The organism is Sphingomonas palmae (assembly GCF_900109565.1).
GTDB lineage: Bacteria > Pseudomonadota > Alphaproteobacteria > Sphingomonadales > Sphingomonadaceae > Sphingomonas > Sphingomonas palmae.
This window is the reverse complement of sequence record NZ_FNZZ01000001.1, coordinates 277,531-298,338: the sequence shown is the minus strand read 5'-3', so window position 1 is coordinate 298,338 and position 20,808 is coordinate 277,531. Positions and strand designations below refer to the sequence as shown.

Below are 20,808 nucleotides of genomic sequence, written 5' to 3'. Positions count from 1 at the left end.
ATGCACGCCTATCGCTCGCACACCTGCGCCCAACTGACCGCCGAGAACGACGGCGAAACCGTTCGCCTGTCGGGCTGGGTGCATCGCAAGCGCGACCACGGCGGCGTGCTGTTCGTCGACCTGCGCGACCATTACGGCATCACGCAGATCGTCGCGGATACCGACAGTCCGGTGCTGTCGCTGCTCGACGGATTGCGCGTCGAGTCGGTCGTGACGATCGACGGCAATGTGAAGCGCCGTTCGGAAGCAACGGTGAACCCGAACCTCGCGACCGGCGAGATCGAGGTCTACGCCCGCGCCGCGACCGTGCAGAGCCACGCCGCCGAGCTGCCGATGCCCGTGTTCGGCGACGCGGAATACCCGGAGGAGATCCGGCTGCGGAACCGCTTCCTCGATTTGCGCCGCGAGAAGCTGCATGCCAATATTATGCTGCGCTCGAGCGTGATCGCGTCGATCCGCCGCCGCATGGTCGATCAGGGCTTCACCGAGTTCCAGACGCCGATCCTGACCGCATCGAGCCCAGAGGGCGCGCGCGACTATCTCGTCCCCAGCCGCGTTCACCCGGGCAAGTTCTACGCGCTGCCGCAGGCGCCGCAGATGTTCAAGCAGCTGCTGATGGTCGCGGGCTTCGACCGCTATTTCCAGATCGCGCCGTGCTTCCGCGACGAGGACGCGCGGGCCGACCGCAGCCCGGGTGAATTCTACCAGCTCGATTTCGAGATGAGCTACGTCACGCAGGACGACGTCTTCGCCGCGATTGAGCCTGTGCTGCACGGCGTGTTCGAGGAATTCGCCGACTGGCAGGGCAAGGGGCGGACCATCTCCGCGCTGCCGTTCAAGCGTATCCCATACCGCGAATCGATGCTGAAATACGGCAACGACAAGCCCGACTTGCGCAACCCGCTGATCATCTCCGACGTGTCCGAGCAGTTCGTCGGATCGGGCTTCGGCCGCTTCGCCTCGATCGTCGAGGCGGGCGACGTGGTGCGCGCGATCCCGGCACCGGGTACGCACGAGAAGAGCCGCAAGTTCTTCGACGACATGAACGCCTGGGCGCAGGGCGAGGGTTTCGCCGGACTCGGCTACGCCACGCGCAAGAACGGCGAGTGGGGCGGGCCGATCGCCAAGAACCACGGCGAGGACAAGATGTCGGCGATGGCCGACGCGCTCGGGCTCGGGCCGAACGACGGCCTGTTCTTCGCCGCGGGCAAGGAAGCGCAGGCAGCAAAACTCGCCGGGCTGGCGCGCACGCGCGTCGCCGATCAGCTCGGGCTGATTGACCAGAACCGGTTCGAGTTCTGCTGGATCGTCGACTTTCCGATGTTCGAGTACGACGAGGACAACAAGAAGGTCGATTTCAGCCACAACCCGTTCTCGATGCCGCAGGGCGAGATGGAGGCGCTTGAGACGAAGGACCCGCTCGACATCCTCGCTTACCAGTACGACATCGTCTGCAACGGCGTGGAGCTGTCGTCCGGCGCGATCCGCAACCATCGCCCCGACATCATGTACAAAGCGTTTGAAATCGCGGGCTACAGCCAGGCTGACGTCGACACGAATTTCGCGGGCATGATCAACGCGTTCAAGTACGGCGCGCCGCCGCACGGCGGATCCGCACCCGGCATCGACCGCATTGTCATGTTGCTGGCGGACGAGCCGAACATTCGCGAAGTCATCGTCTTTCCGATGACCCAGAAGGCGGAGGACCTGATGATGGGTGCGCCCAACTACGCGACGCCCAAGCAGCTGCGCGAGCTGAACCTGCGCGTGACGGTCGACGGGCCCAAGGCGGACGTCGACGCCGCGGTCAGCAAGCGCGCTGGCTGATCGACGCTGAGGGCATCGAGGGGCTGGCACCCCCTCGTTAACCATGCAAGAAGCCCGCGCCATTAAGGCGGGGGACGATGCCAGAGGAACAGCTTTCATCGGCGGCGCCGGTGCCGCTCGCGCGTAGCCTGGGCGTGGCGGGGGTGCTGTTCCTGACGCTGTCGGTGACGACGCCGGCATCGTCGGTGTTCGTGATCGTGCCGGGCATGTTGCAGGTCGCGGGTACCGGCGCGATCTGGGCGACGATCATCGCGGGCCTAGTATGCGTTGCCACCGCCTATATCTACGCCGAGCTGTCGTCCGCCTGGCCGGTCGCCGGCGGCGAATATGTCATGGTCGCGCATACGCTGGGGCCGATGGCCGGGTTCGTGATGCTCGGCATTAACGTGTTCAATAACCTGATCTTCCTGCCAGTCGCAGGGCTGGGCATCCGCGAAGTGCTGGTCGGTGTCATCCCATCGCTGCCGCAGGTGCCGACTGCGATCGCGGTCGTTGGGGCGTGCACGCTGATCGGATTGCTCAACATCCGCGTCAACGCGCTCGTTACCGGGCTTTTCCTGTTGATCGAGGTAATGGCCTTGCTCGCGGTGACGGCGTTCGGTCTTATCGACGTGCAGCGCAACCCGCTCAATTTCCTCACTCATCCGGTGATGGCGATGGGACAGGGGCTCGCGCCCGCGTCGCTGACATCGATCGGCGTGGCGGCCTCGATCGCGATCTTCGCATTTAACGGCTACGGCGCGGCGGTGTATTTCGGCGAGGAGATGCATGAGGCGCCGCGGCGGATCGCGCGCTCGATCATGCTCGCACTCGTCTTCACGCTGGTGCTGGAAGGCGTGCCGCTGCTCGCCGCGCTGATGGGTGCAGTCGACCTGCCGATGCTGCTCGCCTCGTCCAATCCGTTCGGCGATCTGGTGACCGCGATGGCGGGAGAACGTGCGGGGCAGGCGATGGCGCTCGGCGTCGCGCTCGCGATCGTCAACGCGATCATTGCCTGGGTGCTCGCCTGTGCGCGCTTCTTCTACGGCACCGCGCGTGACGGCTCATGGGGGCGGCCGTTCGATCGCTGGATGACCGCAATACATCCGCGTTGGGGATCGCCCCACCTGGGAACGCTGATCGTTGGCGGCGTTGGCATGGCTCTGTGTTTTCTGCCGCTGCGGCTTCTGGAGGTTTGGAGCGGGGCAGGGCTGATCGCGATCTACGCCGGGATCGCGGTCGCTGCGATGATGGGGCGGCGATCGGGCGCTTCGCGCCACGCAACTTATCGCATGCCGCTCTACCCGCTGGCGCCCATCGTGACGCTGATCGCGCTGGCGCTGATTACGGTCGCGACGTGGCAGGACGTGGAAGAAGGGCGACCGGCGGTCGTCGCTACCATCGTTCAGATCGTGATTGCCACCGCATACTATCTACTCGTGCTCAGGCGGCGTAAATGGCAGGCGGTGGTGCCGACCGCCTGAGCGATCGGCACCGAAGCACGTCAAGCGGGCTCGAACGCGCCTTCGCCGTCCTGCATCACGCGCAGCTGGCCCTCGGCGATGCCGAACCACGCGCCGCGCAGTTTCAGATCGCCCGCGTCCTCGCGCTCCTTGACGAAGGGGAAGGTGCGCAGGTTCTTGATCGAGGTGCGCACGCCCTCCCACTCCATCGCGGTCTGCGCCTCGGGACCGGTGCCCTTGTCGGCCACGACCTTCTCGCGCGCGTCGTCGAGCAGGCTGATCCAGTCGGCGACGAAGCCGCCCGCGCCCTTGTCGGCGTCCTTGAACCCCTGCGACAAGGCTGCCGCGCAGCCTCCGCACGAGGCGTGACCCATGATCAGGATCTCGCCGACCTTGAGCTGCGTCACCGCGAACTCGAGCGCGGCCGACACGCCATGATAGCCGCCGCCGGTCTCGAAAGGCGGCACCAGATTGGCGACGTTGCGGATAACGAACAATTCGCCCGGACGCGCGTCGAAGATCTGCGTCGGATCGACGCGGCTGTCCGAGCAGGCGATCACCAGCACCTTGGGCTTCTGCCCCTTGGCGAGCGTCTCCCACTCGGCCTTCTCGCTTGCCCACTCCTCGTTGCGGAAGCGGTGGTAACCCTCGATCAGACCGGCAACATCCCTTGGCATTCTCAAGCTCCTACGTTGTTTAAGGGGTCAGACGACGCTATCTCGCGCCGCATGAACGATACGAACTCGCTTCTGGCTCCCACCCCCGCGCCGCTGCGTGCGCGCAAGCCCGACTGGATCCGCGTCAAGGCGCCCACTTCGACCGGGTTCGCCGAGACCAAGCAGCTGATGCGGCGCCTGAACCTCGCAACCGTGTGCGAGGAGGCGGCGTGCCCCAACATCGGCGAGTGCTGGACCAAGAAGCACGCGACCGTGATGATCCTGGGCGACACGTGCACGCGCGCGTGCGCCTTCTGCAACGTCAAGACCGGCATGCCGCGCGCGGTTGACCCGCTCGAGCCCGAGCATGTCGCGGTGGCGGCGGCCGAAATGGGGTTGCAGCATATCGTCATCACCTCGGTCGATCGCGACGATCTGCCCGATGGCGGCGCGTCGCAGTTCGTGAAGGTGATCCAGGCTCTCCGTCGCAACACGCCGTCGACGACGATCGAGATCCTGACACCCGACTTCCGCAACAAGGCGCAGGCCGCAGTCGAGTCAATCGTCGAGGCACGGCCAGACGTGTATAATCACAATCTGGAAACCGTGCCGCGGCTGTACCCGACGATCCGACCCGGCGCGCGCTACTACGCATCGCTCAGGCTGCTGGAGAGCGTGAAGCGGCACGATCCGTCGATCTTCACCAAGTCGGGCGTGATGATGGGTCTGGGCGAGGAGCGGCTGGAGGTCCATCAGGTGATGGACGACATGCGGTCGGCCGACATCGATTTCCTGACGATGGGGCAGTATCTGCAACCCACACCCAAGCACGCCAAGGTGGCCGATTTCGTCACGCCCAAGGCGTTCGACGCTTATGCCGCGATCGCGCGTGCCAAGGGATTTCTGCTCGTCGCGTCATCGCCGCTGACACGGTCAAGCTACCACGCAGGCGACGATTTCGCGAAGCTGCGGGCCGCGCGCGAGGCGAAGCTGGCGCGCGCCTAATGCCCAAGCATTCCGAGACGCGCGCGCTGCCGTACACCCCTGAGCAGATGTTCGACATGGTGGCGGACGTGCGCCGCTACCCCGAGTTTCTGCCGTGGGTGACGGCGATGCGTGTGCGGCAGGACAGCGAGACCGAGACGGTCGCCGACATGATCGTCGGCTTCAAGGGTCTGCGCGAGACGTTCACGTCGCGGGTCAAGAAGCAGCGCCCGGAGGCGATCCACGTCGAATACGTCGATGGGCCGCTAAAATACCTCTACAACGACTGGCGTTTTCGCGACGACGGGAAGGGCGGCTGCCTGGTCGATTTCACGGTCGATTTCGCGTTCAAGAACCGGATGTTCGAGATGCTGGCGGGACAGGTGTTCTCGGTTGCACTGCGCAAGATGATCGGCGCGTTCGAGACGCGCGCGGCGGTGCTCTATTCGGCCTCCACGGCAGGTCCGGGCAGCAGCAGTTCGAGCGCGCACAGCGCCGCCTGAAGCCGGACACCCCCGCGTCCGATATCGCCGAAGAACTTGCGATCGGCGATGACGTCGGCGGGATCGCCGCCGCGCTCGGCGCGCGCGAAGACGACGGTGCCGACGGGCTTCTTCTCGCTGCCGCCGCCCGGCCCCGCGACGCCGGTGATCGCGACCGCCACGTCCGCGCCTGATTTGGCGAGTGCACCCTGCGCCATGCTCCACGCGGTCGCGATCGACACCGCGCCAAAGGTGTCGAGCACGTCGCGGCTGACCCCCAGCATCGCGATCTTCGCCTCATTGGAATAGGTGACGAAGCCCGACTCGAACACGGCCGACGAGCCCGCGATCTCGGTCAGCGCGGCGGACACCAGCCCGCCGGTGCAGCTCTCCGCTACCGCGACGCAGCGCTTCGCCGCGCGGTTTTCCTCCACCACCCGGCGTGCGGCGGCGAGCAGTTCGGCGGGAAGCACGCTGTCGCTGTGGCCGTCGCTCATTGCGCAGCCTTTGCAGCGCAAATCGGCAGGTCGGGCGCATCGCGCATCGCGCCGCGCGCGTGCTCGGCCTTGATGTACTGGAGCGTGGCGACGACGATGCCGGCTGTGTTGCGCGCCGGCAGCGGCTCGAGCAGCGTAACGAGGCGGTCGAGCGTCGGGCAGTCGCGCGGCTGAAGACGCCCGGTGATCTGCGGCGCGAACAGGCTGGTCAGCATCGGACGAGCATAGTCGCTCATCAGCAGCACTTCCACCGAGGGATCGCTCAGCTTTGCAATCGCCTGTCTCGCCGCGGGCCAGGCGCGATCGGCCTCGGCGTCGTATTTGGCGAGAAACGGTCCCGACGTCCGCCGCAGCAGGCTGGTCGCGGGCAGTGCGGCGCAGACCCGGCCGGCGTCGCGGATGATCGCGGGCATACTGACCAGCGCGATCGACTCTGCTTCCGACTGGTTCAGGCAAGGCGTCTGCGCGTCAGCTGGTGCCGCGACCAGCGACAGCACGGCGGCGAGTGCGATCAGGCGGCTCATGCGGGGGTGCCCGGCAGTTGACCGGGCAACTGTATCGTCGCGATCGCCTGCGCCGCGATACCTTCACCGCGGCCGGTGAAGCCGAGCCGCTCGGTCGTGGTCGCCTTTACGCTGACGCGGTCGACCGGCAGATCGAGCAGTTCGCCGATCCGCGCCTGCATCGCAGGCCGGTGCGGACCGATCTTGGGCGCCTCGCACATGATCGTTATGTCGACGAAGGTGACGCGTCCGCCACGCGCCTCGACCAGTTCACGCGCGTGCGACAGGAATTGTCCCGACTCGGCGCCCTTCCACTTAGGATCGCTGGGCGGGAAGTGCGTGCCGATGTCGCCAGCGGCGATCGTGCCGAGCACCGCGTCGGTGATCGCGTGGAGCGCCACGTCGGCGTCGCTGTGCCCGGACAGACCCTGATGATGGGGGATCAGCACCCCGCCGAGCCACAATTCCTCGCCGTCCTCCAGCCGATGAACGTCGAAGCCGCTGGCTGAACGCGTCTCATAGCCGATCCGCGCCTCCGCGGCGGCGAAGTCGGCGGGGTAGGTGACCTTGTCGAGCATCTGGTCGCCCTGCACCAGCGCGACGCTGCCGCCAAGCGCACGCACCATCTGCGCGTCGTCGGTGGGCGGATTCCCTGACCAGGCGTGGTGCGCGCGCAACAGCGTGGCGTGGCGGAATGCCTGTGGCGTCTGAACCCGTCGCAGCGGCTCGCGCGGCACGATCGTGCCATCGGTATGGACCAATGTATCGGCGACTGGGAGCACGGGTACCGCGCCATCGTGACGGTCGAGTGCGGCGAGCAGGCGGTCGATCGTGTCGGCGGGGATGAACGGACGCGCCGCGTCATGCACCAGAACGACATCGGCGTCCGCGCAGGCGGCCAGTCCCGCCGCGACCGACTCGTGTCGCTCCGATCCCCCGAACACGAAGCGCGCGTCGGGCAGTGCGTCACGTAGGTAGGCGTCCTGCCCGCGGCCGATCACGACCAGCACCTCGTCAACGTTTGGATGGCGGGCGAACGCGCGATAGCTCCACACCAGCATGGGTCGACCTGCGACGATGCTGAACTGCTTCGGCCCGGCCTGGCCCGAGCGCGAGCCGGTTCCGGCGGCAACGATGATCGCGACGGTCTTCATCGCGGACGCGACTAGTCGCATGTTCGCAACCTTGCCACCCATGCGCCGAGAGTTTACTGCCTAAATAACAGGCATGCAGACGCTTACTCCCATTCAGATCGGTCCGGTGCGGATCGACCAGCCCGTGGTGCTCGCGCCGATGACAGGCGTGACCGACCAGCCGTTCCGCACGCTCGTCCGCCGCTACGGCTCCGGGCTGAACGTGACCGAGATGATCGCTAGTCAGGCCGCGATCCGCGAGACGCGGCAGTCGTTGCAAAAGGCGATGTGGCATCTGTCCGAGGAGCCGGTGTCAATGCAGCTCGTCGGCTGCGCGCCGTACGAGATGGGCGAGGCCGCAAAGCTCGCGCGCGACAAGGGCGCGGCGATCATCGACATCAACATGGGCTGCCCGGTGCGCAAGGTCACCAACGGCGACGCGGGCTCCGCGCTGATGCGCGATCTGGTGCTCGCGCGTTCGATCATCGAGGGCGTGGTGAACGCAGTCGAGGTGCCGGTCACGCTCAAGATGCGGATGGGTTGGTGCCACGACAGCCTGAACGCGCCAGAACTGGCGCGGATCGCCGAGGATCTCGGCATCCGAATGGTCACCGTCCACGGTCGCACACGTAACCAGATGTACAAGGGCTCGGCGGACTGGCGCTTCATCCGCCGGGTGAAGGACGCAGTATCGATCCCGGTCATCGCCAACGGCGACATCTGCTCAATCGAGGACGCTGAGGCCGCGCTGGAGCAGTCGGGCGCGGACGGCATCATGGTCGGGCGTGGCGCCTACGGACGCCCGTGGCTGCTGGGACAGTTGATGACGTGGTTTGCGGAAGGACGCCGTGTGCCCGATCCGTCGCTCGACGAGCAATATCACGTGATCGCAGAGCATTACGACGCGATGCTCGAGCATTATGGCACCGTCACCGGCGTCAACATGGCGCGCAAGCACATCGGCTGGTACACCAAGGGGATCGACGGATCGGCGGTGTTCCGCAACCGCGTCAACCAGGAACCCGACGCGAACCGGGTGAAGGCGATGCTGCGCGAGTTCTACGCGCCCTATCTGTCGCGCGCTGCGGCGTGATGCTGGCGCCTCGCCAGCCGAGTGACGCCGATCTGATCGCGGCCTTGCCAGTGGCGATGCTGACGCTCGATGGTCAGGATCGCGTCGCGCAGGTGAATGCCGAAGGCGAGGCGCTGCTCAACATGTCGCAGCGCGCGCTCGTCGGTCAGCGCCTGAGCGACGTGCTGACGCGTCCCGGCGGCTTGCCGCGGCGGAGCGGGCAGGCGGCTGCGTTCTTCGACACGACGGTCACGACGCGTCAGGGCCTTGCACTGCGCGTCGACCTGATCGAGGCTGAGGTGCCGGACCAGCCCGGCTGGCGCGTCCTGACGCTGCACCACGCCGCCCCGTCGCGGCGGCTCGGGCAGACCAACGACCGTGCCGCCGCAGCGCGATCCGCAGTCGGGGCGGCCGCGATGCTGGCGCATGAAATCAAGAACCCGCTGTCGAGCATCCGCGGCGCGGCCCAGTTGATCGCCGCGGGAGCAGCGCCCGCCGAACTGTGCGCTCTGGTCATCAAGGAGGTCGACCGCGTTGTCGCGCTGATCGACCGGATGGAGGATTTCACCGACACGCGGCCGCGCGAGATAGGGCCGATCAACATCTATCCGCTGCTGGCGCACGCGCGCGATGTCGCGCTGGCGGGGTTCGCGCGCGGGATCACGGTGGAAGAGCGTTACGATCCGTCGTTGCCGCTGGCGCTGGGCAATCACGACGCCTTGCTGCAGGTCATGCTCAACCTGCTCAAGAACGCGGCAGCCGCCTTGGGGCAGATCGGCGAACGGCGGATCACGCTTGCAACCGCATACCGCCACGGGATCACGGTGTTGGCCAGGGACGGCGAGGGCCGCGTCGCGCTGCCGATCGAGATTTGCGTGATCGACAGCGGCCCGGGCGCGCCGGACGACATCGCCGAACATCTGTTCGACCCATTTGTGTCGAGCCGACCGGAGGGCAAGGGGTTGGGGCTAGCGCTGGTCGACAAGCTGATCCGCGACATGGGCGGGCTCGTGCAATATTCGCGCGAGGGCACGCCGAGCGCGACGGTGTTTCGCATCCTGCTGCCGCGAGCCGCGTGATGGCGGCGGCCGATCTCCTGCTGGTCGACGACGACGATGCGATCCGCCTGGTGGTCGCTCAGGCGCTGCGCCGCGCAGGGCACAACGTTCGCACCGCGACCTGTCTGGCGGAGCTCGACCGCGAGATGCGAGCGAAGCTGCCCGACGTGCTGATCACCGACGTGGTGCTGCCTGACGGCGACGGCATCGATCACGCATCCACAATCGTCACCGAACACGCGCGGCTACCGATCGTGGTCCTGTCCGCGCGCAATACGTTGACCACCGCAGTACGCGCGACCGAGGCGGGCACGTACGATTACCTGCCCAAACCGTTCGACCTCGACACGCTGACGCGCACCGTCGCGGCAGCGCTGGCACGCCAGAACGGGATGGAGTCGCTGCCCGGCGTTGAGCCAGATGCGTCATTGCCGTTGATCGGCCGCTCGCCCGCGATGCAGGAGGTCTACCGCATCATCGCGCGCGTGGTGTCGAACGATCTCACCGTCTTGGTGTCGGGCGAGTCGGGAACGGGCAAGGAACTAGTCGCGCGCGCGATCCACGATCTCGGGCCGCGCCGGACAGGACCGTTCGTCGCGATCAACATGGCGGCAATTCCGCGCGAGCTGATCGAGGCCGAGCTATTCGGGCACGAACGCGGCGCCTTCACCGGTGCGGCGCAACGCACCGCGGGACGATTCGAGCAGGCAGCCGGTGGGACGCTGTTCCTCGACGAGATCGGCGACATGCCGCGCGACGCGCAGACGCGGCTCCTCCGCGTGCTGCAATCGGGCGAATTCACCACTGTTGGCGGCACCCGCGCGATTCGCGCCGAGGTGCGCATCGTGGCCGCGACCAACCGCGACCTGCATGACGCGATCGCGGACGGGCAATTCCGCGAGGATCTGTTCTACCGATTGAACGTGGTGCCGATTTCGTTGCCGGCCTTGCGCGAACGGCGCGGCGACATTGCCGAGCTCGCGCGGCATTTTCTGGAGTGTGCGGCGCGCGCTGGCTTGCCGCACAAGACGCTGGATGTCGACGCCGCGGCCGAGTTGGAGGCGTTCTCCTGGCCAGGCAACGTTCGCGAGCTGGAAAACCTGATGCGCCGGCTGGCGGCGCTGTCGCGCGACGATCGCATCACGGCCGCTGAAATCAGAAGCGTGCTTGGTTCGACCGCCTCCGGAGCAAGCGAGGATGTCACTGACCTGGCTCAGGCAGTCGCCGCGATGATCGACCAGCTGGCGCGCAACGAACCACGCGCGCTGGAGGATGGCACCCTGCACGCACGACTGGTTGCAGCGGTGGAGCGGCCGATGATCGAGGCAATGCTCAGGCGCCACGGCGGCAATCAGCTGCGCGCCGCGCGCGCGATCGGCCTCAACCGCAACACGCTGCGCAAGCGGCTGGACCTGCTTGGGATCGATCCAGAGGCCGGTTCGACGGCGGTTTAGCCTCCACTCACCGAAATATGTGTTTTCCATGCAACACTGATGGTGTAGCGCGCCGGTGATGCATGCCGGCGCACAGCCCGCTTCTCCCTCGATGACCGCTCCGGCGCGCAGGCTGTCGGTGACTCCGGCGGTCGAATTGGGCGTGCTCGCCGCGGTGGTCGCGATCGCGCTAGCCAGTTACTTCATCGTCCGTGGCGAGGGTGATCCAAAGGGTTTGCTCGCACCACCAGTGATCGCGCTGGTCCTCGTCGCCAATCTGGCGGGCGGAATCGCGCTGATGATGCTCGCGGGACGTCGCATCGCGCGTCGCCGCGCGGCGCGCTCGCCGGTCGGTGGGGAGGGTCGGCTCCACGTCAGGCTCGTGTTGCTGTTCTCGGCCGTGGCCGCGGTCCCCGCGCTGCTGGTGACGATCTTCGCCTCGCTGCTGTTCCAATACGGTGTGCAATTCTGGTATTCCGACCGTGCGCGCAGCATGTTCGAGAATGCGGCGAGCCTGGCGCAGGAGAATTACACCAGCGAACTCAACCGCGTGGCGCAGGAAACTGCGACCATGTCGAGCGATTTGGCCAACTATCTGCGCACCGACACGATCGACAGCAAGCGCTTCAGCGAAGGACTCGCGTACCAACTGTATCTGCGCAACCTCTCCGAGGCAGCGATCGTCAGTCGTGGAGACGATGGGGAGCTGCGCACGCTGGCGTTGCTCAACCCGTATGATCGCCCGCTGGATCGTGTCGTAACGCCTCAGATGGTCGCGAAGCTGGATCAAGGCAGACCGACGGTGATCGTGCAGGGGTCTGATCGCGCAGGGGCGCTGACCCGATTGGACTACCAACCCAACACTTATCTGTACTCCGCGCGCGTGTTCGACCCGCAGCTGTCTGCGCAGATCGATCGCGGCGCGGCGGTGCTGGGCGACTATCGCCAGTTGCTCGAACGCGCTCGCTCGCTCCAGCTGCGCTTCAATGCCGCGCTGCTGATCATCTCGCTGCTGATCGTCGCGTTCGCGGTGTGGATCGCATTGCAGGTGGCGGATCGGCTGGTTCGGCCGGTCGGTGAACTCGTCGAGGCGGCGCGGCGCGTCGCGAACGGTGATCTCGCCGCGCGCGTTCCCGACACGCTGGAGCGCGACGAGGTCGGTGTTCTGTCGAACGCATTTAATGCGATGACCTCCCGGCTGGAGACGCAGAATACCGCGCTCGTCACCGCCAACACGCAGCTGGAGAGTCGCCGCGCGCTGATCGAGGCGGTGATGTCGGGGGTCTCAGCGGGCGTGCTGTCGATCGCGGAGGATCGCACGATCCGGCTCGCCAACAGCTCGGCCCGCACCTTGCTGGGGCTGGAGGACCCGCCGATCGGGCGACCGCTGGCGAGTGTCGCGCCCGAACTCGACCAGATGCTCTCCGACGACGCGCGCGAGGGCGCGGTGCAGGTGTCGGTCGCGGGTGAGCAGCGCACGTTCGCGGCCCGCGTTGCCCGCGACGGATCGGGTCCGATCATCACCTTCGACGACATCACCCAGCAGTTGACCGATCAGCGCCGCGCCGCCTGGGCCGACGTAGCCCGCCGCATCGCGCACGAAATTAAGAACCCGCTGACCCCGATCCAGCTCGCCGCCGAACGGCTGCAGCGCCGCTACGGCAGCAAGGTGGAGGAGGGGGACACGACCTTTGCAAGGCTGACCGACACGATCGTGCGTCAGGTCGGCGACCTGCGGCGGATGGTGGACGAGTTTTCGTCGTTCGCGCGCATGCCGAAGCCCGTGTTCCGCCATGAGGCGCTGCTCGACATCGCACGGCAGACGATGTTCCTGCACGAGGTCGCACACCCGCGCATCCGCTTCACGCTCACGCACGACGATCCGGCACCCACGCTGGTGTGCGATCGCCGCCAGCTGGGTCAGGCGCTGACGAATGTGGTGAAGAACGCGGTTGAGGCGGTCGAGGCGTCGGGGCGCGACGAGGCGGCGATCACCATGCGATTGGACGGCGACGATCAGCGCGTAATGATCAGCGTCGCTGACACGGGCGTCGGGCTGCCGGCGGAGCGCGAGCGGATCGTCGAGCCGTACATGACGACGCGCGCGCGTGGTACCGGGCTCGGCCTCGCCATCGTCAAGAAGATCGTCGAGGAGCATCATGGATCGATCACGTTCGACGATCGTCCGGGTGGCGGCACGGTCGTGACGCTGGCGTTCGAGCCCGCGCTGCTCGAACCGCTCGCGCTCGACGACGATCAAGACACTTCCGACGACGATCGCACGATCGCCGCTTTGACCAGGAGCCGGAACTAACCGCATGGCGATCGACATCCTCGTCGTCGATGACGAACTCGACATCCGCGAACTCGTGGCCGGTGTGCTGGAGGACGAGGGCTATGACACGCGCGTCGCCGCCGACAGCGACAGCGCACTGGAGGCGATCGCGACACGGCGCCCGAGCCTCGTGCTGCTCGACGTGTGGCTGCAGGGTTCGCGGCTCGACGGGCTCGAGCTGCTTGATGAGATCAAGCATCGTGATCCCTCGATCCCCGTGCTGGTAATTTCAGGCCACGGCACGCTCGACACCGCGGTCGCCGCCATCCGCAAGGGTGCGGCCGATTTCATCGAGAAGCCGTTCCAGGCCGAGCGACTGCTGCTGATGGTCGAGCGCGCGACCGAGACCGAGCGGCTGCGCGCCGAGGTCGCGTCGTTGCGTGCGGCGGTGGGCAGGGCGGTCGACCTGACCGGCAACTCGACCGCGATCAACGCGGTGCGCGCGACACTGAAGCGCGTGGCGGGGACGGGCAGTCGTACGCTGATCATGGGACCGGCAGGCGTCGGCAAGGAGGTGGCCGCGCGGCTGCTGCACGGCTGGAGCCAGCGTGCCCATGCCAATTTCGTCCTGATGAGCGCTGCCGGGATGGCGCCCGAGCGCGTTGAGGAGGAGCTGTTCGGGGTTGAGGAGAATGGCGACCTCAAGCGTACCGGGCTGCTGGAACAGGCGCACGGCGGTACACTGTTCCTCGACGAGATTGCCGACATGCCGATGGCGACGCAGGCACGCATTCTGCGCGTCCTGACCGATCAGAGCTTCACGCGGGTAGGAGGCACACGCGTCGTCAAGGTCGACATTCGTGTCGTCTCGGCCACGGCGCGTGACCTGCCGGTCGAGATCGCGGAAGGGCGCTTTCGCGAAGACCTCTATTACCGTCTGAACGTCGTGCCGGTCGTCATCCCATCGCTCGCCGAGCGGCGCGAAGACATCCCGCCGCTGGTCGAGCATTTCGTTGCGCATTACGCCGCCGAGCGACGCGTCGCCGTGCCGCAGATCGCGACCGAGGCGATGGTGGCGCTGCAATCCTACGACTGGCCCGGCAACGTGCGGGAACTGCGCAACGTCGTCGAGCGCACGATCATCCTCGCGCCGGGTAACCGGATCGGACGGATTGACGTCGATTTGCTGCCGGCCGAGGTGCTGGGCGACCAAGGATCGGGCGCGGGCAGCAGCGCGATCATGGGTGCCCCGTTGCGCGAGGCACGTGAGACGTTCGAGCGCGAGTATCTGCGCGTCCAAATCCGGCGGTTTTCCGGCAACATCTCACGCACCGCCAGCTTCATCGGGATGGAGCGCTCGGCGCTGCATCGCAAGTTGAAGCTGCTGGGAATCACCGAGACGCGCGACGATTGAGTGTCGGCGGCGTAAATCCGCGTCGGGCACTGGACGCGGACCGACGCGTTGCATAGCTTCTGAAACAATCGACGACGCAATGCCGACGCCGGGCACCGGCGCATCGCGGGGAACCTCCCGCCAAGAAAATGGACTGACACATGGCCGACAAGCAGACCTCGCTACAGGACCTGTTCCTCAATTCGCTGCGCAAGTCGAAGACGCCCGTGACGATGTTCCTCGTCAAAGGCGTCAAGCTGCAGGGGATCGTGACCTGGTTCGACAATTTCTCGGTGCTGCTGCGGCGTGATGGCCAGTCGCAATTGATCTACAAGCACGCAATCTCGACGATCATGCCTGCTGGGCAGATCGACGTGGACGGGATTGTCGGATCACTGGGAGAAAGCACCCGCAAGCAGCCGTTGTTGCAGGACATCTTCCTCAATGCGGTGCGCAAGTCGGAAGATCCGGTGACGATGTTCCTCGTCAACGGCGTGATGCTGCAAGGCGCGATCGCGGCCTTCGACCTGTTCTGCATGCTCCTTCAGCGCGACGGCATGTCGCAGCTCGTCTACAAGCACGCGGTTTCGACGATTCAGCCGTCGCGACCGCTCAACCTTGCCGAGGAGCAGGACGAGGATTGATCCGGGGGCCGATGATGCAGGTGCGCGCGTGAGCGGCGGGTTCGAGCGCGACCGCGACGATTTCGCGCGCGGTGCCAAGGCGATCGTGGTGTTCCCCGATCTCGGCGGATCGTCGCGCGACGCCGAGGCGCGACTGGACGAAACCGCGGGTCTAGCCGCCGCTATCGGGGTGGAAGTGGTCGAGCGTATCGCGCTCCGCGTCCGCGCACCGCGCGCCGCGACGCTGATCGGCAGCGGGCAGATCGAGGAAGTGGCGACGCGCGCGCGGATGGAGGAAGTGCAGCTGGTCGTCTTCGACGGCGCGTTGACTCCGATTCAGCAGCGCAATCTCGAGACCGCGCTCGAAGCCAAGGTAATCGATCGGACCGGCTTGATTCTAGAGATTTTCGGTGAGCGCGCCGCAACGGCAGAGGGGCGATTGCAGGTCGAACTCGCGCACCTGGACTATCAGTCCGGGCGGCTGGTGCGCAGTTGGACACACCTCGAACGACAGCGCGGCGGCTTCGGCTTTCTCGGCGGTCCCGGAGAGACGCAGATCGAGGCGGACCGGCGGTTGATCCGCGACCGGATGGCTCGCCTTAGGCGCGAACTCGATCAGGTGACGCGCACTCGGGGGCTTCACCGCGAGCGGCGCCAGCGGGCGCCTTGGCCCGTGATTGCGCTGGTCGGCTATACCAACGCTGGAAAATCGACGCTGTTCAACCGGCTGACGGGTAGTCACGTGATGGCGGAAGACCTGCTGTTCGCGACGCTAGATCCGACTCTTCGGCAGATCTCGCTTCCTGGTCTCGACAAGGCTATTTTGTCGGACACGGTCGGCTTCGTTTCGGAACTGCCGACGCAGCTGGTCGCGGCGTTCAAGGCAACGCTGGAGGAGGTCGTCTCCGCCGACCTGCTGATCCACGTTCGCGACATCGCTCATCCCGACACAGAGGCGCAGCGCGCCGACGTTGAGGCGGTCCTCGAAGAGATCGGGGTGGCCGAGACGACACCGCGGATCGAGGCGTGGAACAAGCTCGACCTGATCGATCCTGGCGATCGTGAGGCACTGATCGCAGATGCCGAGCGGCGCGAGGACGTGATGACGATCTCGGCGCTGACCGGGGAAGGGGTCGACAACCTCATCCGCCAGGCGGCGGCGCGCCTGACGACCGGTCACCGACGCTATGTCGTCACGCTCGACCCGGCCGACGGTGCAGGTGCGGCTTGGCTGCATCAGCACGGAGAGGTTCTGTCGCAGGACGTCGAAGCCGATCGCGCGCGCTACGAAGTGCGTATGGCGGAGCGCGATTTCGAGCGATTTCAGCAGCGCGCCGATTAGGCGAGTAGCGGGTCAGCCGTGCTCCACTTCGGCACGCTTCGCCTGCTGCCACAATGCTTCTTTCTGATCGAGAGGAAGCAAGGCGAACTCGTCACTCAATCGTTCCATCGCGTGGAAGCGTCGCTCGAACTTGGCGGTCGCGCGCCGCAGCGCCGCCTCAGCGTCGACACCCAGATGGCGCGCCCAGTTGACGGTCGCGAACAGCAGGTCGCCGATTTCGTCTTCACGTTCGTCCGCGCTCGTCGCAGCCGCGACCTCGGCAAGTTCCTCGTCGATCTTGGCGCGGGGGCCGTCGACATCGGGCCAGTCGAACCCCACGCGCGCTGCACGGTTCTGGATTTTCTCGGCACGCTGCAGTGCCGGCAGCGCGAGCGCGACACCGTCCAGTGTACCGGCCGCGCCTTTTGCTTGGCGCTCGGCGGCCTTGACCTGTTCCCACAAGTGATGACCGCCGCTGGGCGCATCGCCGAAGATGTGCGGGTGGCGGCGTTCCATCTTGTCGCTGATCGCGGCGGCGACATCGTCGAAGGTGAAGAGGCCAGCTTCCTCCGCGATTTGGCTGTGGAACACGACCTGGAGGAGAAGGTCGCCTAGTTCGTCCTTCAGATCGGCCATGTCATGCCGCGTGATCGCGTCGGCGACCTCGTAAGCTTCTTCTATCGTGTATGGCGCAATTGTCTCAAAGGTTTGTGCGCGATCCCACTCGCAACCGTCGGGCGAGCGGAGTCGGCGCATGATGCCGAGGAGACGATCGATCATCAGAAATCAGGCCTACATCCAGAGTTGATAATAAGCATTATGTAAAGCGTGCATGTACGATCATCGCGAAAGCAGCGCTACAAGGACGAACGCGCCGCCGAAGATCGCCATCCATGCTCCTGCGTAAAGCACCAAGGTGTTCATCGGCAGCCGCCGCGCTGCGAGCGCCGACAACGGCAGCACCAACAGCAAAGCGTATAACAGCGCCTGACCGACGTGACCGCTCACCAATGCCGCTCCCAGCCGTCATAGCCGGGTTCCACGCCCGGCGGCAGCTCGCCACATAGAGTGCGATAGTCCATCGACTGATCCATATGGGTCAGCACAGATTGCTTCGGCGACAGTCCGGAAATCCAGCCGAGGACGGTCGGCAGATCGGCGTGCGACGGGTGCGGCCGCCGGCGGAGCGCATCGACGATCCAGACATCAAGGTCTGCGTACAAATTGAACATCGCCCTGGTCATGCCGCTCACGTCGGTCGCGTAGCCGATCGCGACGCCACCGGCCTCGAACCGCAATCCGGCCGAGGTGATCGACCCGTGCGGCTGATCGGTTACACGCACGCGAATGTCGCCGATCACTACCTCGTCGTCTAGAAGACGTAGATCGACGATCGGGGGATAGCCCCCACTGCCCTCGGACACGTAGCCGAATTGCTGACGCAGCAGCGCCGCGGTCTTCGGGCGTGCCCAGGCAGGTACGGGTGTGCCGCGCGCGTGATAGACTTGCCGGAGATCGTCGATGCCGAACACATGGTCGGCGTGCGCGTGGGTCCAGATGACCGCATCGACCACGCCCACGTCGGCGCTGAGCAATTGTTCGCGCATGTCTGGCCCGGTGTCGACCAGAATGCGCGTGCCCTCGTGCTCGACCAGGATCGACGCGCGCGTTCGCCGGTTGCGCGGCTCGCCCGGGTCGCAGGCACCCCAGTCGTTGCCGATCCGCGGCACGCCGGAGGATGTGCCCGAGCCGAGGATGCGAACCTTCACGCCGCAGCCTTGATCCCGGTCTTGCCGAACAGCCTATGAAAGTTCTCGGCCGTGTACCGCCGCAGGTCCTCGACCCGCTCTTCACGCAGGTCGGCCAGGAACGCGGCGGTGTCGGCGACGAAGGCGGGCTCGCCGGTCTTACCGCGATGCGGCACGGGCGCGAGAAACGGAGCGTCGGTTTCGATCAGCAGGCGATCGGTGGGAAGCCGTGCGGCCGTCTGCTGCAGATCGCGCGCGTTCTTGAACGTGACAATGCCTGAAATGGAGATGTAGAAACCGAGCGCGAGTGCCTTGTCCGCGAAATCGCCGCTCGCGGTGAAGCAGTGGATCACGCCGGCGTAGGCGCCGCGGGTCATCTCGTCGGCGAGAATGTCGATCGTGTCGTCCTCGGCGTCGCGGGTGTGGACGATCAGGGGCACGGCAGCCTGGCGAGCGGCGGCGACGTGCGCGCGGAAGCTCTGCTGCTGTCGGACGCGATCGGAATGATCGTAGTGATAGTCGAGCCCGCTTTCGCCGATCGCGACGACGCGCGGGTGCGCGGCGCGCTCGACCAGCTTGGCCGTGTCGATATGCGGATGCTGATCGGCCTCATGCGGGTGGATGCCGACGCTCGCCCACACGTCGGGCTCGCGCTCTGCAGTGGCGAGCACGTCGTCCCACTCGCTCTCGCGGGTCGAGATGTTGAGCATGGCCGTCACGCCGCGCGCGCGGGCGCGTTCGAGCACTGCCTGCTGGTCCTCGGCCAGTCCCTTGTAGTTCAGGTGGCAGTGGCTGTCGGCGAGCATCAGGCTGCCACCTCGCCATCGACCGGCAATTCGAGCCGCGGAAATGCGGGCGTCGGCGCGGCGATGGTAAACCCGGCATCAACCATCCGCGCGTACCAGCCGTCGTCGTCGATCGCGGCGTGCGTACGCTCATTGGCGCCGAGCAGGTCGAGCACGTGCCCGGCCCCGCGCGGCACCACCGGCAGAATGGCGATCGCGAGCATGCGGATCGCGCGGATCAGCGTGCCGAGCACCGCGTGCATCCGCTCGGGATCGGTCTTGCGCAGCGACCACGGCGCCTGTGCGTCGATATATTGATTGCACGCGAATACGCCCCGCAACCACGCCTCGATTCCCTGGCTGAGCATCAGGTCGTCGAAGGCGCTCCGCATCCCGGCACAAGCGACGACCACTTCCTCAATCAACTGCGCGTCGGCGTCTTCGCCGCGACCTGCCCGAGGAAAGGCGCCTCCCAGGTTCTTGGCGATGAACGACAAGGTACGCTGTGCCAGGTTGCCGAAGGCGTTGGCGAGTTCCGCATTGACGCGCGTCACGATCGCCTCGGCCGAGTAGCTGCCGTCCTGCCCGAAACTGACCTCCCGCAGCAGAAAGTAGCGCAGCGCATCGACACCGAACGCGTCGGCGAGCCCGAGCGGGTCGACGACGTTGCCGAGACTCTTCGACATCTTCTCGCCGCGGTGGAGCAGGAAGCCGTGGCCGAACACCGTCTTCGGCAGCGCGATCCCCGCCGACATCAGGAACGCGGGCCAATAGACCGCGTGGAAACGGACGATGTCCTTGCCGATCAGGTGCAGGTCGGCGGGCCAGTACGGCATCTCGCCGTCCGGGTAGCCGGCGCCGGTCAGATAATTGGTCAGCGCATCGACCCAGACGTACATGACGTGCCCGTCGCTGTCGGGCACCGGCACGCCCCAGTCGAACGTGGTCCGCGAGACCGACAGGTCGGACAGCCCGCCTTCGACGAAGCGCATGATCTCGTTGCGGCGGCTCTCCGGCCGGATGAAATCGGGTTCGCGCGCGTAAAGATCGAGCAGCGGCTGCTGGTATTTGGACAGGCGGAAGAACCAGGTTTCCTCCGCGGTCCAGGTGACGGCTGTGCCCTGCGGCGACAGCTTTGCCCCACCCTCACCCTCGACCAGCTCCTTCTCGTCGTAGAACGCCTCGTCACGAACCGAGTACCAGCCCTCGTAGCGGTCGAGATAAAGGTCGCCGCTCGCCTCCATCGCGCGCCAGATCGCCTGACTGGCACGATAGTGATCGTCATCGGTGGTGCGGATGAAGCGATCGTAGCTGATCGCAAGCGTATCGCACATCTGCTTGAAATGGCCGGACATTTCGCCGGCGAAATCACGCATGTCGCGCCCCTGGTCGCGCGCGGTCTGCGCCATCTTAAGGCCGTGCTCGTCGGTGCCGGTTTGGAACCGTACGTCGCGCCCGGCCTGACGCTGGAAACGGGCGATCGCGTCGGCGGCAATCGCTTCGTACGCGTGGCCAATGTGCGGACGGCCGTTGGGATAGCTGATCGCGGTGGTGATGTAGAAGGGCTTGCCCATGC

General features: G+C 66.2%; 19 protein-coding genes. 11 read left to right on the top strand and 8 right to left on the bottom strand.

Features of this window, described 5'->3' with window-relative positions; all coding sequences use genetic code 11:
• Entirely contained in the window at nucleotides 1–1,827 is a 1,827-nt protein-coding gene (gene aspS / locus BMW51_RS01415) for an aspartate--tRNA ligase (RefSeq protein WP_093002634.1), read from the top strand.
• A 77-nt stretch (nucleotides 1,828–1,904) separates the two neighbouring features.
• Nucleotides 1,905–3,290 carry an APC family permease gene (locus BMW51_RS01410; RefSeq protein WP_177171474.1) on the top strand — a complete coding sequence of 462 codons (1,386 nt, stop codon included), beginning with the start codon at nucleotides 1,905–1,907 and terminating at the stop codon, nucleotides 3,288–3,290.
• 20 nt (nucleotides 3,291–3,310) lie between these two features.
• On the opposite strand, the gene BMW51_RS01405 is transcribed toward BMW51_RS01410, so the two are convergent.
• Nucleotides 3,311–3,946 (bottom strand): carbonic anhydrase, encoded by a 636-nt coding sequence (locus tag BMW51_RS01405; protein ID WP_093002632.1) that lies wholly within the window; start codon nucleotides 3,944–3,946, stop codon nucleotides 3,311–3,313.
• A 51-nt stretch (nucleotides 3,947–3,997) separates the two neighbouring features.
• On the opposite strand from BMW51_RS01405, the gene lipA reads away from it, so the two are divergent.
• Together lipA and BMW51_RS01395 are read left to right on the top strand one after the other, a co-directional pair.
• A complete protein-coding gene (gene lipA, locus BMW51_RS01400; RefSeq protein ID WP_093002630.1) occupies nucleotides 3,998–4,930 on the top strand; it encodes a lipoyl synthase in 933 nt (310 codons plus the stop codon).
• On the top strand, nucleotides 4,930–5,412 hold the full coding sequence (locus tag BMW51_RS01395) for a type II toxin-antitoxin system RatA family toxin (RefSeq protein ID WP_093002628.1): 483 nt from the start codon (nucleotides 4,930–4,932) through the stop codon (nucleotides 5,410–5,412). The genes lipA and BMW51_RS01395 overlap by 1 nt, the downstream gene beginning before the upstream one ends.
• Here BMW51_RS01395 and BMW51_RS01390 read toward each other — a convergent pair.
• From BMW51_RS01390 to BMW51_RS01380, 3 genes are read right to left on the bottom strand one after another with little or no spacing between them, the layout of a single operon-like run.
• Entirely contained in the window at nucleotides 5,352–5,888 is a 537-nt protein-coding gene (locus tag BMW51_RS01390) for a CinA family protein (protein ID WP_093002626.1), read from the bottom strand. The two genes, BMW51_RS01395 and BMW51_RS01390, sit on opposite strands and share 61 nt — an antisense overlap.
• Nucleotides 5,885–6,412: a hypothetical protein gene (locus BMW51_RS01385; protein ID WP_093002624.1), complete on the bottom strand. Its 528-nt coding sequence runs from the start codon at nucleotides 6,410–6,412 to the stop codon at nucleotides 5,885–5,887. Before BMW51_RS01385 ends, BMW51_RS01390 begins: the two co-directional genes overlap by 4 nt.
• On the bottom strand, nucleotides 6,409–7,545 hold the full coding sequence (locus tag BMW51_RS01380) for a bifunctional 2-C-methyl-D-erythritol 4-phosphate cytidylyltransferase/2-C-methyl-D-erythritol 2,4-cyclodiphosphate synthase (protein WP_093003765.1): 1,137 nt from the start codon (nucleotides 7,543–7,545) through the stop codon (nucleotides 6,409–6,411). The genes BMW51_RS01385 and BMW51_RS01380 overlap by 4 nt, the downstream gene beginning before the upstream one ends.
• Before the next feature lie 73 nt (nucleotides 7,546–7,618).
• Here BMW51_RS01380 and dusB point away from each other — a divergent pair, with 73 nt between their 5' ends.
• From dusB to hflX, 7 genes are all read left to right on the top strand, one after another.
• A complete protein-coding gene (gene dusB, locus BMW51_RS01375; protein WP_093002622.1) occupies nucleotides 7,619–8,617 on the top strand; it encodes a tRNA dihydrouridine synthase DusB in 999 nt (332 codons plus the stop codon).
• Entirely contained in the window at nucleotides 8,617–9,675 is a 1,059-nt protein-coding gene (locus BMW51_RS01370) for a two-component system sensor histidine kinase NtrB (RefSeq protein WP_093002620.1), read from the top strand. Before dusB ends, BMW51_RS01370 begins: the two co-directional genes overlap by 1 nt.
• The gene (gene ntrC, locus BMW51_RS01365) at nucleotides 9,675–11,108 is read left to right on the top strand and encodes a nitrogen regulation protein NR(I) (RefSeq protein ID WP_093002618.1); all 1,434 of its coding nucleotides are present in this window, start codon (nucleotides 9,675–9,677) and stop codon (nucleotides 11,106–11,108) included. The genes BMW51_RS01370 and ntrC overlap by 1 nt, the downstream gene beginning before the upstream one ends.
• Before the next feature lie 58 nt (nucleotides 11,109–11,166).
• On the top strand, nucleotides 11,167–13,401 hold the full coding sequence (locus tag BMW51_RS01360) for a sensor histidine kinase (RefSeq protein WP_245708224.1): 2,235 nt from the start codon (nucleotides 11,167–11,169) through the stop codon (nucleotides 13,399–13,401).
• A gap of 4 nt (nucleotides 13,402–13,405) precedes the next feature.
• A complete protein-coding gene (ntrX, locus tag BMW51_RS01355; RefSeq protein ID WP_093002613.1) occupies nucleotides 13,406–14,776 on the top strand; it encodes a nitrogen assimilation response regulator NtrX in 1,371 nt (456 codons plus the stop codon).
• A gap of 140 nt (nucleotides 14,777–14,916) precedes the next feature.
• Nucleotides 14,917–15,399, top strand: coding sequence for an RNA chaperone Hfq (gene hfq / locus BMW51_RS01350; RefSeq protein WP_093002611.1), 483 nt, complete (start codon nucleotides 14,917–14,919; stop codon nucleotides 15,397–15,399).
• 28 nt (nucleotides 15,400–15,427) lie between these two features.
• Entirely contained in the window at nucleotides 15,428–16,720 is a 1,293-nt protein-coding gene (gene hflX, locus BMW51_RS01345) for a GTPase HflX (RefSeq protein WP_093002609.1), read from the top strand.
• Nucleotides 16,721–16,732: 12 nt separating this feature from the next.
• Here hflX and mazG read toward each other — a convergent pair whose 3' ends face one another.
• From mazG to metG, 4 genes are all read right to left on the bottom strand, one after another.
• Nucleotides 16,733–17,479, bottom strand: a complete 747-nt coding sequence (mazG, locus tag BMW51_RS01340) for a nucleoside triphosphate pyrophosphohydrolase (protein ID WP_093002607.1) — start codon at nucleotides 17,477–17,479, stop codon at nucleotides 16,733–16,735.
• Between the two features lie 224 nt (nucleotides 17,480–17,703).
• Nucleotides 17,704–18,468 carry an MBL fold metallo-hydrolase gene (locus BMW51_RS01335; RefSeq protein WP_093002605.1) on the bottom strand — a complete coding sequence of 255 codons (765 nt, stop codon included), beginning with the start codon at nucleotides 18,466–18,468 and terminating at the stop codon, nucleotides 17,704–17,706.
• Nucleotides 18,465–19,253, bottom strand: a complete 789-nt coding sequence (locus BMW51_RS01330; RefSeq protein ID WP_093002602.1) for a TatD family hydrolase — start codon at nucleotides 19,251–19,253, stop codon at nucleotides 18,465–18,467. The genes BMW51_RS01335 and BMW51_RS01330 overlap by 4 nt, the downstream gene beginning before the upstream one ends.
• Nucleotides 19,253–20,806: a methionine--tRNA ligase gene (gene metG, locus BMW51_RS01325; protein WP_093002600.1), complete on the bottom strand. Its 1,554-nt coding sequence runs from the start codon at nucleotides 20,804–20,806 to the stop codon at nucleotides 19,253–19,255. The genes BMW51_RS01330 and metG overlap by 1 nt, the downstream gene beginning before the upstream one ends.
• Nucleotides 20,807–20,808 lie beyond the last annotated feature (2 nt).